Genomic DNA, 14,114 nt, shown 5'->3' with positions numbered 1-14,114 from the left:
TTCACGTATTGGAACCATACAAAGGGATTTCTTTTTGCTGTGCCCTGTTTAAATCATCCAGGACCGTATTTCTCTTGAAAAAGTAGCGAAGGACGATGATTTCCATAACACCCAGTAAAACGTAAACTCCAGCAAACAGGATGAACAAAATACCCAGGTTAGAGGCGGTTGTCGCTGCATCTTCTGTTGATAGAACATGGTAGATTACCCACGGCTGTCTGCCTGTGCAGGCAAAAATCCAGCCAAATTCTATACCCAGCATGGCAAGCGGGCCAGTAGCTACAAACAGCCACATGAGGAATTTTGGAAACCGGTCCTTCTTTAAAATTTTGTTCCAGACAAAGGCAATCATTGAGAGAGTGATCAACAGCATCCCGACACCGACCATTGCATTAAATAAGGTATGAATAAACAGTGGAGGCCAATGTTCCTCTGGAAAATCATTCAGACCTTTTACTTCAGTGTCAAAAGAATTGCCGGCAAGAAAACTTAAGGCCCATGGAATTTCAATCCCCCATTTAACCGTTTCTGTTTCCCTGTCGGTAAACCCTCCAATTGCCAGAGGTGCATATTTCTGCGTCTCAAAAAGGCCTTCAGCACCTGCCAGTTTCTCTGGCTGGTATTCATGAAGGTATTGTGCCGCTGAATGACCATTGACGGCCGTCAGGATGGAGAATATCCCCCCAATGATCAAACTGGCCATTAAGGCTTTTTGGTGGAACTTATAAATCTTTGAACCAAAGTCACTTCTCAGCATTTTATAGGCAGCAACCGTGGCAATAATAAACGCGCCGGTCATATAGGCTGTGACGACAACATGTCCGGCTGTTACGGCAAAGCTTGGATTAAAAAAGGCAGCCCAGGGGTTGATATCCACCAGTTCACCGTTTTCAACACGGAATCCTCTTGGTGTACCCTGGAAAGCGTGGACGTTCGTGATCAGCACAGCTGAAGCAAGAGCGCCGAGAGCCACAAGTGTAAGGCTGGCGATTCTCATCCATGGTGAGATCCTGTCGGCCGCATAAACATAAATAGACATGAACAAAGCCTCGATAAAAAAAGCATAGATCTCAATTTGGAATGGAAGAGCCATTACTCTGCCGACGACCTCCATAAAGCCTGGCCAGAGGAGAGAGAGCTGGACTCCAGCAATCGTACCGGTTGGGATGCCGACACCAAGTGTCACCGCAAAGGCTTTTGTCCATCTTTTAGCCATGACGGCATAATCGATGTCCTGTGTTTTCTGATATAGCAGTTCTGCTGCGAGTATCATCAAAGGCAGGCCAACCCCAATTGTTGCATTGATAATATGGAAACCCATTGTTGTTCCGAAAAGTGAGCGGGCAATTAAGACATCATCCATTATTTTACTTCCCTTCCGTAATATAACTTCCAATATTATTTTCACTTTGATGGAAAATATGTGCTTTTTCTTGGACAAAAAAAAGCCTCCCATCTGAGGGAGGCAAATCCATTATTCATTCAAAGCTTTTCCAAGGGTAGCGATATTTTTTTCCATCACCGTGAAATAGGTTTCATTATTTTCAATATCTTCGTCGGTCAATACGGACAGATTGTGGAGGGTCAGCGATTTTGCGCCTAGCTCATCCTGGACCATTTTTGCCAGCTTGGAATTAAAGTTCTGTTCGTTCAAAACATACTTGATTTTTTCATCTTTTGCATGTGAAATCAACTTTTGAAGCTCTTTTTGAGACGGCTCGTTTGTAGTGGATTGGCCAGAAATACTGATCTGCTGGATCCCGTAACGCTCCTCCCAATAACTGAAGGCAGAGTGTGATACAAGGATTTCATTCCGCTTGGCTGAGCCAATGACCTCTGAAAACTCCTTGTCAAGACCCTTAAGTTGAGCAGATAGCTCGGTATAGTTTTGTTCGAAAGTATCTTTATGCTCAGGCATCTGTTCTGCTAACTGTTCTTTGATTGCAAGAGCCAGCTCGTTTGCGTAAATAGGGTCAAGCCAGACGTGAGGGTCGATATCTCCGTGGTTATGACTATCTTCATCCTCGTGAGCGGCTTCATCATCATGAGCAGCTTCATCCTCGTGGGCAGCTTCATCTTCGTGGGCAGCTTCATCCTCGTGAGCAGCTTCATCCTCGTGAGCGGCTTCATCCTCGTGAGCGGCTTCATCCTCGTGAGCAGCTTCATCCAGGTGAATTGCTTCGCCAACCGGAACCATGTTTACATCTTCGTTTTTAAGTGTTTTGCTGGCTTTATCAACAAATCCCTCAAGGCCCAGGCCGATATAGAAAAATAAGTCTGCGTCTGCCAGTGCCATCATATCTTTCTGGGAAGGCTCGAATGTATGCTCATCCGCTCCCGGTGGGTAGATGGTTTCAACATTGACATAATCACCGCCAATTTGCTGGGCGAAAAACTGGAGTGGATAAACAGTGGTATAGACTTGAAGCAATTCATCGTTTTTCTCTTGATCAGCAGCATCCTGCCCACAGCCGCTTAGAAAAGCAGCGATAACCATAAATAATGATAAAATAAATGCAGTTTTTTTCATATGTGCCTCCTGTTAGTCAAAACGGACTCATTACGATTTAGAAAGTGAAGTTTATTTTGTTAGTTTCTAGTCATAAGGAAAAAATATTAATTCGTAATGGTTACGATTTACCTTAAGTATCATACAAAAGGATGGCGGCAAAATCAAGTAAAACATTTTGGTTAATATTCAATTTACGGTATTCTATTAGAAAGAGAATGTTAAAAAGGAGAATGAAACGATGAGAATGCTTGATGAAATTCTTGATTTCAATGAAAAGTTCGTAGCAGAAAAGAAATATGAAGAATTCACCACGACTAAGTTTCCAAATAAAAAGATGGTCATTTTAACGTGTATGGATACAAGGCTTGTTGAACTGTTGCCGAGGGCTTTGAATATTCGCAATGGTGATGTAAAAATTGTCAAGAATGCCGGTGCCCTGATTATGCACCCGTTTGGAAGTATCATGAGAAGCCTGCTTGTCGCGGTTTACCAGCTGCAGGCAGAGGAAGTGGCGGTCATTGGCCATTATGACTGCGGGATGAGCGGGATGAAGCCAGATGGCATGATTAAGGAAATGAAACGGCGCGGTGTCAGCGATGACATGCTGAATACATTGAATTACTCAGGAATAGACGTGAAGGAATGGCTTCACGGTTTCGAAAATGTCAAGGACAGCGTTGCCCACAGTGTCGAAATCGTAAGAAACCATCCCTTGATGCCTAAGGATGTTCCGGTCCATGGACTTGTGATCGATCCTTCAACGGGTAGGCTTGATCAGGTCATTGATGGATACCAAAAGTGAATTTAATGATTATGAGCTTTAGCGTTTTTCTTTGACGGCCACTCTTCCGGTACCGGGTCCATGCCTCCTGGATGAAATGGCTGGCACTTCAGGATGCGTACAATCGTCAGCCATCCGCCTTTGATGGGACCAAACCTTTTGATCGCTTCAAGCCCGTAATGGGAACATGTCGGGTAAAATCGGCATGTAGGCGGCTTTAATGGCGACATGACAACCTGATAAAAACGTATGATGCCGATGAATGCTTTTTTTAGCAAGGTGGTTCATCCCTTCTATAATCCTAAAAAGGAGCTGACAGCAGCTCCTTTATTTATTTTCCTCAGATGCATCAATAGCATCCTTATGGTTGTTACTGCTATCAATCGGATCGACAGTATGTTTATATTGATAAGCCTTCGAAGTAGTGACTACGCTTAATATTAAAACAATGATAACGATAATAACTGAGATAATCAAAACGGTATACATAAAAAGGCCTCCTTTGCTTCAAAATTATTGTAGCATGTTCTTTTCCATGATAGGTAAAAAGTTGCTGCCAGCATGTTTTTTATAAAGATGGAAGGGGAATATATATTATGACTGAAAGGGAGGATGAAATTAAAATGGCACAAACAGATTTGATCCAAGCAGTGAATAAGCAGGTTGCAAACTGGACGGTACTTTACACAAAGCTTCACAACTATCACTGGTATGTAACAGGACGCCACTTCTTCACGCTTCACACGAAATTTGAAGAGCTTTATAACGAAGCAGCGACAATCATTGATGAATTCGCCGAAAGAATTCTCGCATTAGAAGGAAAGCCCGTTGCAACGCTTAAGGAATACCTTGAACTATCTTCAATTAAAGAAGCAACAGGTTCTGAAACTGAAGAAGAAATGGTCAAACAGTTGCACGATGACTTCGCCACAATCGTGGACGAGCTCCATAGGGCAATTGAACTTGCAGAAAACGCAGAGGACACAGCTACAGCCGATATGCTGACAGAAGTAAAAATGAGCCTTCGCAAGCATATGTGGATGTTCAAAGCTTATCTTGGATAATGAGGAAATGCTGGCCATAGATTTGGCCAGCTTTTTTCATGGTTGAGACAAAAAGAAGAACCGGCCTGTAATTGGCATTATTTATATTGAGCCAAAAGAAAAAAAACGATCTGGGCTGTCCATTATTTATGTTGAGACAAAAAGAAAAAACCGGCCAAGGCCGGTTTGTATGTATAGTTATTTTTAAGTTTAGTGTACATTTCGAGAAGAATATGAATTAACAGAGCGTGCGCCAAAATCGTCCTGGGCAAACTTTCCTTTAAGGCTCTCAATCAAATAAAGCCCCATTAAATCATAAAGCTCCTGCTTATCTAGGTCCTGGATGATCTTCAATAAGTCTTCATGGCTCATTTCTTCAAGGAAGGCAAAAGCGAGCATATCGATATCTTCTTCATCACCGGTCAATTTATTGCGGTACAATTCGTATAGCTCATCAATCAGTTTCATAAAATTTCACCTCTCCTTCTTGATCGTCCATAATTCCTTATACTTATTAAATACCCTCCATTGGAAAAAATATGCCTTGTAATTGAAGGATTTTCCTGTTGGGTTCGCTGATTTGCTTATCTCTATATTTGGTCTAATTTTAACATACTGGCAACTTTAAGAGTAATTTGGAGGGCAGAAAAAATTATTTATTTTAAAGATATTCAGTATAAACGAATATAGACGCAGGGAACGATATCCATGAGGTGAGGCACATGCCAGAAGGCAAAAAAACATATTATATCAACATCAGTGATGGCGAGATTCAAAGCGTTTCAACTGCATCTCCCTGGAATTTTAAAATTGAGGCAAATGACGAGGAAATCACCGCGTTAAGGGAAATATTCGACCAGAGGCATTCCACAGGCTGGCAGAATTTCATGAGGGCGCACGTTCCGTATGTCCAGTATCATTATGACCGTGAAAATGATGCCCTCGACAGACAGCTGGTCCAGACATATGAAATGATCTATAAACTCGGCGATGAAGAAGCCAGGAACCATATTGAAAGCATGGGAATCCTTCCTGAAAAATAGAGCAGCCGCAGACAAATGTTTGCGGTTTATTCATGGTTAAGGAATTTATAAAAGTTATTGAGTTGTGGGTAACTCTCTGAAGTTTTCTTAATCCAGCTCCAGCGCCTAGCCCCTCGAGTCGCTTGTCTAGCTGCGGCTCCTAACTCCTCGAGACGCTTCGTTCCTGCCAATGAAGTCAAAGAACGACTTCACTGTCAGGCCCTCCAGCGCTTGTCGGAGTTGGGCAGTCGCCTCCTCTTTTCGAATTGTCTAGTGTCGCCTCCTAGAATCTCCGAAACTTCAACTCCGCCGGCAGAAGCAAAAAGCGCTTCTTTGTCGGAGTCTCCAGTTTCTGCGTTTCTAAGCAGTCGGCTATACTTTTCGAGTTCGGTCCTGCCAATGAAGTCAAAGAACGACTTCACTGTCAGGCCCTCCGAGGCACACGATGTGCTAGACCCGCCAGCCACAGGTCGTGGCGTCATAGGCGGGCAGCGCTTGTCGGGGCTTAACGAGGCGCTTGCGCTTTTTGTTCTTTTCTGGTTTTCTATATAATTAGGTTATGAATTAGGCAGGGAGTTTTCATTATGAAGTTTAAAGATATGAACGGCGTTGAAGTGACCTTATCCTTTCAGGAAAATGCCTTTGAAAAAAGTGCGCGCCACGTGCTGGTTATCTGTAAATATCAAGGCCAATGGCTTTTGACCAAACATAGTGTCAGAGGTCTTGAGTTTCCCGGCGGCAAGGTGGAGAAAGGCGAAACTCTGGAGGACGCAGCTCGCCGTGAGGCCATGGAGGAGACTGGCGCAATTTTAGGCAAACTTGTGAGCATCGGGGAATATCAGGTGAATGGCAAAGAGGGTTCGTTTGTTAAAAGAATTTTTTACGGTGAAGTTGAAAAACTCGAGTCAAAAGATGATTACCTGGAAACTGCCGGCCCGCTGCTTGTAAGTGGCGATATGCTGGTGGAAAGAATGAAGGACGAGTACAGTTTTATCATGCAGGACGATGTGATCAAGCATAGTCTGGAGTTTTTGGAGAAAAAGCTGTAAAAGTGGCGGATTTGCCGCCTTTTTTTGGTTTAGTGTAGTAAATTTGCATAGGAAACAACTGTAGGTTTAGTCCCTGAAACTGGATATTGGCGATTATCCGCTTTTATTGGCGAAGTTCACAACTTTATTGGCGAAAATCTCGTTTTATTCGCGGAGTTCACAATTTTACTGGCGAAAATTCAGATTTATTGGCGCAGCCGCTACTTATTCTAAATAAGCGCTTTTTGAAGAAATGAAAAGAAGCCGGATATCAAATCATCCCGGCTTCTTTCCTAATCGCTGCTTTGGCAATGGTAGTTGCTATCAGAACACCTATGGTATCCGCATTATCCAGGGTTTCGTGGTTCTTTTCGAAGTGCTTTGAATGGTGAAAAGGCAATAAAGTTGCGAAAAAAGCTTTATTGATTGCTTTTGATCAGTTTCTTTTCAAGCAGTTCGACGAGCTGATACATCACGGTGGCAAACACGGCGATGACGAGCAGTGACAAAAAGACGAGCGTGAAGTTGAAAACCTGGAATCCATAGATGATCATATATCCAAGGCCACGTGCCGAAACGAGGAATTCTCCGACAATAACACCTACCCAGCTCAGTCCTACATTCACTTTCAACGTAGAAATAATGGTCGGGAAGGAGGCTGGAAGGATGGCCTCCCGAAAACACTGGGTCCTTGTTGCTCCGAATGTCTGCAGCACTTTCAGGTAGTTGGGATCAACCTCTTTAAATGCCGTGTACACCACGATCGTCGTGATGATCACGGAGATGATTGCGCCCATTGCTATGATTGACGTCATATTGGTACCAAGGGCTACAATCAGGATCGGGCCCAGCGCAACTTTTGGCATTGAATTCAGGATGACAAGATATGGGTCCAGGATTTTTGACAGTATCGGTGACCACCATAAAAGTGCGGCCAATATCGTGCCGGCCAGTGTACCGAGTATAAATCCCATTACGGTTTCCGCCAGCGTCACTCCAAGGTTAACTGCTAAAGACCCATCCATCGTTTTTTCAATTAACATATTCCAGATTTTTGATGGTGAACTGAATAGCAGCGGGTCAATCCATTTTTGATGGCTTGAGATTTCCCAAAGGGCAAAAAAAACAATGAAAATCAGCAATTGATAGATACGGACAATTTTCCGCTCGCGGCTTAGCTTCTTCAGGTATTGTTGATGGAGGAGTTCAGTGTTCTTCTGGTTCAATGGATTCCAACTCCTTCCATATCTTCTGGAACAGTTCATTGTACAAAGGGTGGTTTCTTGCCTCGAAGGGACTCAGGTTCCTCAGCTCCTCCGGAATAGTGAAAGTTCTATGCAAACGGCCAGGTCTTGGCGAAAACAGGAAGATCCGGTCGCTCATTGCGATTGCTTCTCCGATATCATGAGTGACGAGAATCGCGGTTTTTCCGAAAGTCTTGAAGGTATTAGAAACCAGGTCTTCGAGTTTCAATTTCGTTTGATAGTCCAATGCGGAAAAAGGTTCGTCAAGCATGAGCAGCTTCGGTTCTGTTGCCAGTGTCCGAACGAGTGCGACTCGCTGGCGCATTCCGCCGGACAGCTGTTTTGGGTAAAGCTTTTCAACATTCTCCAATCCCATTTGCCTTAGCAGCGATAAAACTTCATCCTTTTTTGATGCTTGCAAAGTTCCGCTAATCTTCAAGCCTAGGAAGATATTTTCCTCAATCGTTTTCCAGGGAAACAAATAATCCTGCTGCAGCATGTATCCGGTTTGGTTCGCAGCATCCTTGACAGACTTTCCTTCCAGTTTTACCTGTCCATCGGTGGGCTCAATCAGCCCTGCTATAATCGAAAGCAGTGTTGTTTTGCCGCAGCCGCTCGGACCCAGGAAGGAAACGAATTCTCCTTCCCGGACATCGAGTGAAATATCATTCAGAGCAGTGACAGCGGATGTTTTTGTGAAATAAGTGTGATGGATCCCTGTTAATGTCAAAAAGTCCATTGGCTGCAACCTCCTGTTATTTCATGATTTCTTCTGCCACCTCAGTATTGACTAATGTGTCATGGCTGACTTCCTCAGGAAGTTCCCCTGCCTCATCCATAATGTCCTGCAGGTTTTTCCATTCTTCTTCATCGAGAATCGGGTCAGTTGCGAATGAACCCTGACTCTTGTAACGATCAACAACTGTTTCGATCAGCGACAAATCTGTATCTTTAAAGAAGGGCTGGATAACCTCCGCTGTTTCTTTGGCACTGTGTGATTCCACCCACTTCTGTGCCTTATGGACTGCGCGGGTGAATTTTTCGATTGTCTCCGGGTTTTTCTTCATGTAGCTTTGTTTGGCCATAAATGTGGTATATGGTACATGACCGGACTCAGTTCCGAAAGAAGCGACGATATGGCCTATGCCTTCTAATTCAAACATGCTGGCCTGCGGCTCGAAAAGCTGGACGAAGTCACCAGTTCCTGAAGCGAAGGCATTAGGTATGTTCGCGTAATCAATATTTTGGATCATCTCTAAATCTGCCTTTGGATCGATGCCGTGTTTCTTGAGGACGAATTCACCGACCATTTGCGGCATCCCGCCTGTACGCTGGCCAAGATAGGTAGCTCCTTTTAACTGATCCCATGAAAAATCATCGATTTTTTCTCGGGAAACGAGGAAGGTGCCATCGGTTTGCGTCAGCTGGGCAAAGTTGATGACCGGATCATTTGATCCCTGGGCATAAACATAGATGGATGTCTCAGAACCGACGAGGCCGATATCTGCTGCATTCGAGAGTACGGCTGTCATGGTCTTGTCGCCGCCCCATGTTGTCGTTAATTCAACTTTCAATCCCTCTTCCTCAAAAAATCCTTTTTCAAGGGCAACATATTGAGGAGCATAGAAGATGGAACGGGTTACCTCTGCAACTTTGACAGTCTGTACCTTGTCTTGACCGCAGGCAGCTAGAGGTATAATAAGTACAGCAACCAAAAATAAAGCAAAACCAGCTTTGAACCATTTTTTCATCATGATGCCTCCTAAAAATCTGTCTTAATTTGGGCTTACAGTATCGTATGAATCACCTAAAAATGTGTGAAAGCCTAGGAACCAAAATTGAAAAAATTCATATAAGAGGAGTGTTTACTTTGGAAAATGACGGGCAAATAATCTCAGCTTATAAATTTCCTTCCCCTAATCCTGCCATCGAGCTCGAAATGATCACTTATTATGCAGGCGGATTGCGGGTCAAGGGTCTTCTGGCCAGGCCTGCTGATGGAAGTGGTACAGAAGGATTTTTGTATCTGCGCGGCGGAATCAAAAATGTAGGCAAGGTACGTCCTGCCCGGATTGCACAATTTGCGTCCGAAGGATTCACGGTTTTCGCTCCTTTTTACCGGGGGAACCAGGGGGGTGAAGGGGATGAAGATTTCGGCGGTGACGATCGGGTTGATGCATTCGCCGGTTTCCAGTTTCTTCGATCCTTGCCAGGGGTGGAGAGGGTTCATATCTTCGGGTTTTCCCGCGGAGGTCTGATGGCCTTGCTGACGGCCATTCAGTTTCCCGAAACAGCCTCCGTCGTTACCTGGGGCGGGGTTACGGATATGGTTTTAACGTATGTGGAAAGAAAGGATTTGCGCAGGATGATGAAAAGGGTAATCGGCGGGTCACCGAAAAAAGTGCCAAGCAGATATAAATTCAGGACACCTTTGTACGAAATTGAAAACCTGCAGGCACCAGTGCTGCTCATCCACGGCCGCAATGACCGCAATGTATCAGCTGAGCATTCATACCGGCTAGAAAAGCGGTTAAAAGAGTTGGACAAGCCTGTGGAAAGCTGGTACTTTGATGAGTATACGCACTACTTTCCCCCGGTGATGAACCGGAAAGTGGTCACCGATTTAACGAATTGGATGAAATCACACGAATAACAATGATAAAATGAATATGAAATCAATGATGAACAACAGAGGAGCGAGTACGATGGGGATGCCATTAGAGTTGAATACAATGATCGTAACAAAGGGCCGGGAAAAGAGGCTCGAAGACAATTTCTTCTCTCTGAAAAAGGAAGGCTACAGGCTTTATCCAATTGACATTCCACTAGAAGTCAAGAAAACAATCGAAGGTGACCTCACAGGAACAGGCGTCATTTCAAAAGTCGAGTGGACCGAAAATGAGACAACAATTACTTACCAATTAGTTTCCTTAAATTCTACGAACTAAGGCAGGGCACATATTGTGCTCTGTTTTTTTGTATATAAATTTTAAATTTATGTTTTTGATTATCTCTTGACAACATTAAAGAACGAATATTATCTCTTTTTTGGCGAAAAATAAGAAAAAAAGGAGTTATGAATGACAATGGAACATAACCCTCAATTGACTTCATCAGAGGTTGCCGCAATGTGGGGAGCGTATATGCAGAATTCAATGGCTCACTGTATTGTTCAGCATTTTGCAAAGGTAAATGAAGATACCTCAATGACGGAAATCATCAATACTGCATTATCAAACTGCAAATTTGTAGTGGATCAAGTCAAATCGATTTTCGAAAAAGATCAACATGCACTGCCTATCGGTTTCACTCAGGAGGACGTCAATCTAGAGGCAAGCCGAGTGTATTCAGACCTTTTTGCATTGCGATATATTAAATATATGGCTTCGGCTGGAACAGTTGCATCAGCAGCTTTTCTGGAAGTATTGGCCAGGAATGATGTAAGACAATTATTTTCGAAGACTTCTGAGACATTTATGAAACTTTATAATGATTCCTGTGACTTGCTTCTAAAAAAAGGTACATTCGTACGCTCACCAACAATACCTCCAATGGAGAAAGCGGAATATCTTCAGGATGAATCATTTTTATCGAGTTTAATTGGAAGACACCGTCCGCTTACCGCTGTGGAACTGGCTCATATATCTAAAAATACAGAGACAAATTCCATTGGCAGAACCTTTTTAGCAGGTTTTTCTCAGACAGCCAAATCACCAGAGGTTCGAACGTTTATGGAAAGAGGTTCTGAAATAGCTGCTAAGCATGAATCGGTATTTAGAGAAATTCTAATACAAGATGGGGTCCCGCTTCCAAGTACCTGGGATTCAGCGATTTCACAATCAATTGTTCCGCCTTTTTCCGATAAGCTGATGATGTTTCAAACCAACAGTTTGAATGCTATCAGTGTTGGTGGTTACGGAACAGCAATGGGAGCAAGCCTAAGAAAAGATTTAGGCGGAGATTACACAAGACTTGTGACTGAAATCCTTCAATATGCAAATGACGGGATTAAAATAATGATTAATAACAGATGGATGGAACAGCCTCCGCAAAATGTCGATAGGGAAGCATTAAGAAACAGAAGTAATTAGTATGAATTGCCATAGTTAGCTTTGTTTTTTCACGTTAACCAATAGATTGGAGAAAAGAAAAGACCATTTCCGTTTGGAAATGGCCTTTATGTCTATTTCGCTGTAGGTCCGCCTTTTTCTTCGATCACGGATGGTACGTTTGTGAACTTTTTGAAGTTTTCACGGAACTTGCCTGCGAGTTCGTTTGCTTTTGCGTAGTATGATTCTTTGTCGCTCCATGTTTTGACGGGCTGGAGGACATCGTCAGGTACACCAGGTACATGTGCCGGAATATCCAGGCCGAAGATTTCGTCTTTGACGGTTTCGACATTGTTCAGTTCGCCCTCAAGTGCTGCCTGGACCATTGCGCGTGTGTAGGCCAGCTTCATGCGGCTTCCTGTGCCATACTCCCCGCCTGTCCAGCCTGTGTTCACGAGGAAGACCTTCGCATTGTGCTCGTCAATTTTTTCACCGAGCATTTCCGCATATCTTGTTGCTGCAAGCGGAAGGAAAGGTGAACCAAAGCAAGTCGAGAACGTTGCCTGCGGTGAAGTGATCCCGCGCTCAGTTCCAGCGAGCTTTGATGTATATCCGCTCAAGAAATGGTACATTGCCTGTTCCTTCGTCAGCCTGGCGATTGGAGGCAAGACTCCGAAAGCATCAGCAGTCAGGAAGACGATCGCGTTCGGATGACCGGCAATGCTAGGGTCTACGATGTTATCGATTGCCTGGATCGGATAAGCTGCACGAGTGTTTTCAGTCAGGCTGCCGTCATCATAATCCGCAACTCGGGTCTCATCATCGACCACGACATTTTCAAGAACAGATCCGAAGCGGATTGCATCATAAATCTGCGGTTCTTTTTCCTTCGATAAGTTGATGCACTTCGCGTAGCAGCCGCCTTCGATGTTGAAGACACCGTTAGCTGACCAGCCATGCTCATCATCACCAATCAGGCGGCGATTGTTATCAGCTGACAGAGTTGTTTTTCCGGTTCCGGACAAGCCGAAGAACAATGCAACATCTCCTTCGCGTCCCACATTTGCAGAGCAGTGCATGGAAAGGATGCCGTTTTCAGGAAGCAGGTAGTTCATCACGGAGAAAATCGATTTCTTCATTTCGCCCGCATATTCTGTTCCGCCGATCAACACGACGCGCTGTTCAAAGGAAACGATGATGAATGTCTCGGAATTCGTTCCATCAACCTCTGGATCCGCTTTGAAAGTCGGTGCAGATATGACCGTGAATTCAGATTCATGGTCTGCAAGCTCTTCCTCAGTTGGACGGATGAACAATTGATGTGCGAAAAGGTTGTGCCAGGCGTATTCGTTGATGACCTGGATCGGAAGGCGGTATTTCTTGTCAGCGCCAGCGAATCCTTTGAATACAAAAACTTCTTCTTTTTCTTTAAGGAAATTCAATACCTTATTATATAGCTTTGTAAAAGATTCCTCGGAAATCGGCTGGTTGACAGAACCCCAGTCAATTTTATCCTTCACTGACTCTTCTTCGACAATGAATTTATCTTTAGGTGAACGGCCAGTATATTTACCAGTAGTCGCTCTGACTGCACCAGTTGAAGTCAGGAGCCCTTCGTTCCGGTTCAGGACCTTTTCAACAAGCTGGGGAACGGATAACTGCACCTGTACATTGCTTCCTTTTAATAATGCTGAAAGTTCATTTGATATTCCTACAACATTCATCGGAGAATACCTTCCTTTTTTAAAAGATTAATAATTTGTAAGTGTTTACATCTCGTTATTAGTATAACACATTGGTTCAATTAATCTATACTAATGATTCGGAAAATTACCTTGTACCTCACTTGCGTTATATAATTCTTTCTTTATATAGTCAAGCAAAAAGGGTTCATTTAAGTACCTTTTTATTATACAAAAAAACTTTCAACAACAATCGACAAAATTACCGAGAAAATCATTGACATGCAATTATAGTTTCGATATGATTTGTCCTTGAACGGATACTCTCTTATCCCGAGCTGGTGGAGGGACAGGCCCAATGAAACCCAGCAACCTGCAAACGTGAAAAAACAGCCTTTGGAATGCTGATCTTTTTCCGGGCAAAGGTGCTAACCTGACGCAAGGGAACTGCCCTTGAACGATAAGAGCGAAAGGCGCGGATTTAAGCAAAAACCTTTCCTCGTAAATGGAGAGGTTTTTTATATTGCTTTTTTCTGTCCGATGCATGGAAATGCTGCTGGACTGCCTTCTTAGGTGTCATTGCTCCCGTGGGTGAAATTAGGAAAAAAAGACATTCACCATGAATCCTAAACAAATTTTTCTAATAAAAACTCAGCGTTTATTTCATACTACATAGGGAATGAGTACCGTATCAACCCGGGGTCTGTATTGGGACAGCCTCGATCAATTTTTATAAATAAGGGAGGAACTCAG

Annotated in this window: 17 protein-coding genes and 1 riboswitch; of the genes, 7 read left to right on the top strand and 10 right to left on the bottom strand. The window is 43.6% G+C overall.

The genetic code is table 11. The features are described 5' to 3' along the window. Window position 1 precedes the first annotated feature (1 nt). Together J7E35_RS14510 and J7E35_RS14505 are read right to left on the bottom strand one after the other, a co-directional pair. A complete protein-coding gene (locus J7E35_RS14510) occupies window positions 2-1,363 on the bottom strand; it encodes a cytochrome ubiquinol oxidase subunit I (RefSeq protein WP_214780872.1) in 1,362 nt (453 codons plus the stop codon). 111 nt (window positions 1,364-1,474) lie between these two features. Then, window positions 1,475-2,530, bottom strand: coding sequence for a metal ABC transporter solute-binding protein, Zn/Mn family (locus J7E35_RS14505; protein WP_214780870.1), 1,056 nt, complete (start codon window positions 2,528-2,530; stop codon window positions 1,475-1,477). Window positions 2,531-2,750: 220 nt separating this feature from the next. Between J7E35_RS14505 and J7E35_RS14500 the strand changes: the two genes are divergently transcribed. Then, a complete protein-coding gene (locus J7E35_RS14500) occupies window positions 2,751-3,314 on the top strand; it encodes a beta-class carbonic anhydrase (protein WP_214780868.1) in 564 nt (187 codons plus the stop codon). Window positions 3,315-3,316: 2 nt separating this feature from the next. Here J7E35_RS14500 and yidD read toward each other — a convergent pair whose 3' ends face one another. Then, complete coding sequence (yidD, locus tag J7E35_RS14495) at window positions 3,317-3,571, bottom strand: membrane protein insertion efficiency factor YidD (protein ID WP_214780866.1); 255 nt, start codon at window positions 3,569-3,571, stop codon at window positions 3,317-3,319. 49 nt (window positions 3,572-3,620) lie between these two features. After that, window positions 3,621-3,782 carry a YtzI protein gene (gene ytzI / locus J7E35_RS14490; protein ID WP_214780864.1) on the bottom strand — a complete coding sequence of 54 codons (162 nt, stop codon included), beginning with the start codon at window positions 3,780-3,782 and terminating at the stop codon, window positions 3,621-3,623. Window positions 3,783-3,916: 134 nt separating this feature from the next. Between ytzI and J7E35_RS14485 the strand changes: the two genes are divergently transcribed. Further along, window positions 3,917-4,357 (top strand): Dps family protein, encoded by a 441-nt coding sequence (locus J7E35_RS14485; protein ID WP_214780928.1) that lies wholly within the window; start codon window positions 3,917-3,919, stop codon window positions 4,355-4,357. Between the two features lie 189 nt (window positions 4,358-4,546). Here J7E35_RS14485 and J7E35_RS14480 read toward each other — a convergent pair whose 3' ends face one another. Beyond that, on the bottom strand, window positions 4,547-4,804 hold the full coding sequence (locus tag J7E35_RS14480; RefSeq protein WP_214780863.1) for a DUF6154 family protein: 258 nt from the start codon (window positions 4,802-4,804) through the stop codon (window positions 4,547-4,549). Window positions 4,805-5,058: 254 nt separating this feature from the next. On the opposite strand from J7E35_RS14480, the gene J7E35_RS14475 reads away from it, so the two are divergent. After that, entirely contained in the window at window positions 5,059-5,379 is a 321-nt protein-coding gene (locus J7E35_RS14475; RefSeq protein ID WP_214780862.1) for a hydrolase, read from the top strand. Between the two features lie 194 nt (window positions 5,380-5,573). Here J7E35_RS14475 and J7E35_RS14470 read toward each other — a convergent pair whose 3' ends face one another. Next, window positions 5,574-5,780 (bottom strand): hypothetical protein, encoded by a 207-nt coding sequence (locus J7E35_RS14470; protein ID WP_214780861.1) that lies wholly within the window; start codon window positions 5,778-5,780, stop codon window positions 5,574-5,576. 162 nt (window positions 5,781-5,942) lie between these two features. On the opposite strand from J7E35_RS14470, the gene ytkD reads away from it, so the two are divergent. Continuing rightward, a complete protein-coding gene (ytkD, locus tag J7E35_RS14465) occupies window positions 5,943-6,407 on the top strand; it encodes an RNA deprotection pyrophosphohydrolase (RefSeq protein WP_251009608.1) in 465 nt (154 codons plus the stop codon). A 398-nt stretch (window positions 6,408-6,805) separates the two neighbouring features. Here the strand turns inward: ytkD and J7E35_RS14460 are convergent, their stop codons facing one another. The 3 genes from J7E35_RS14460 to J7E35_RS14450 are packed head-to-tail and all read right to left on the bottom strand — an operon-like array spanning window position 6,806 to window position 9,381. Further along, a complete protein-coding gene (locus J7E35_RS14460; RefSeq protein WP_251009609.1) occupies window positions 6,806-7,612 on the bottom strand; it encodes an ABC transporter permease in 807 nt (268 codons plus the stop codon). Further along, entirely contained in the window at window positions 7,593-8,369 is a 777-nt protein-coding gene (locus J7E35_RS14455; protein WP_214780859.1) for an ABC transporter ATP-binding protein, read from the bottom strand. Before J7E35_RS14455 ends, J7E35_RS14460 begins: the two co-directional genes overlap by 20 nt. A gap of 16 nt (window positions 8,370-8,385) precedes the next feature. Then, window positions 8,386-9,381, bottom strand: a complete 996-nt coding sequence (locus J7E35_RS14450; protein ID WP_214780858.1) for an ABC transporter substrate-binding protein — start codon at window positions 9,379-9,381, stop codon at window positions 8,386-8,388. A 188-nt stretch (window positions 9,382-9,569) separates the two neighbouring features. Here J7E35_RS14450 and J7E35_RS14445 point away from each other — a divergent pair, with 188 nt between their 5' ends. From J7E35_RS14445 to J7E35_RS14435, 3 genes are all read left to right on the top strand, one after another. After that, complete coding sequence (locus J7E35_RS14445) at window positions 9,570-10,283, top strand: alpha/beta hydrolase family protein (protein WP_483297207.1); 714 nt, start codon at window positions 9,570-9,572, stop codon at window positions 10,281-10,283. 52 nt (window positions 10,284-10,335) lie between these two features. Beyond that, the gene (locus J7E35_RS14440; RefSeq protein WP_192473425.1) at window positions 10,336-10,578 is read left to right on the top strand and encodes a DUF2584 domain-containing protein; all 243 of its coding nucleotides are present in this window, start codon (window positions 10,336-10,338) and stop codon (window positions 10,576-10,578) included. A 132-nt stretch (window positions 10,579-10,710) separates the two neighbouring features. Continuing rightward, complete coding sequence (locus J7E35_RS14435; protein ID WP_251009611.1) at window positions 10,711-11,721, top strand: DUF3231 family protein; 1,011 nt, start codon at window positions 10,711-10,713, stop codon at window positions 11,719-11,721. Window positions 11,722-11,813: 92 nt separating this feature from the next. Here the strand turns inward: J7E35_RS14435 and pckA are convergent, their stop codons facing one another. Beyond that, window positions 11,814-13,403 carry a phosphoenolpyruvate carboxykinase (ATP) gene (gene pckA, locus J7E35_RS14430; protein ID WP_214780856.1) on the bottom strand — a complete coding sequence of 530 codons (1,590 nt, stop codon included), beginning with the start codon at window positions 13,401-13,403 and terminating at the stop codon, window positions 11,814-11,816. Between the two features lie 283 nt (window positions 13,404-13,686). Then, window positions 13,687-13,828, top strand: a riboswitch (SAM riboswitch). Window positions 13,829-14,114 lie beyond the last annotated feature (286 nt).

The organism is Bacillus sp. ISL-45, assembly GCF_018613195.1.
Classification (GTDB): Bacteria; Bacillota; Bacilli; order Bacillales; family Cytobacillaceae; genus Mesobacillus.
This window is presented reverse-complemented; position numbering and strand designations above follow the sequence as displayed.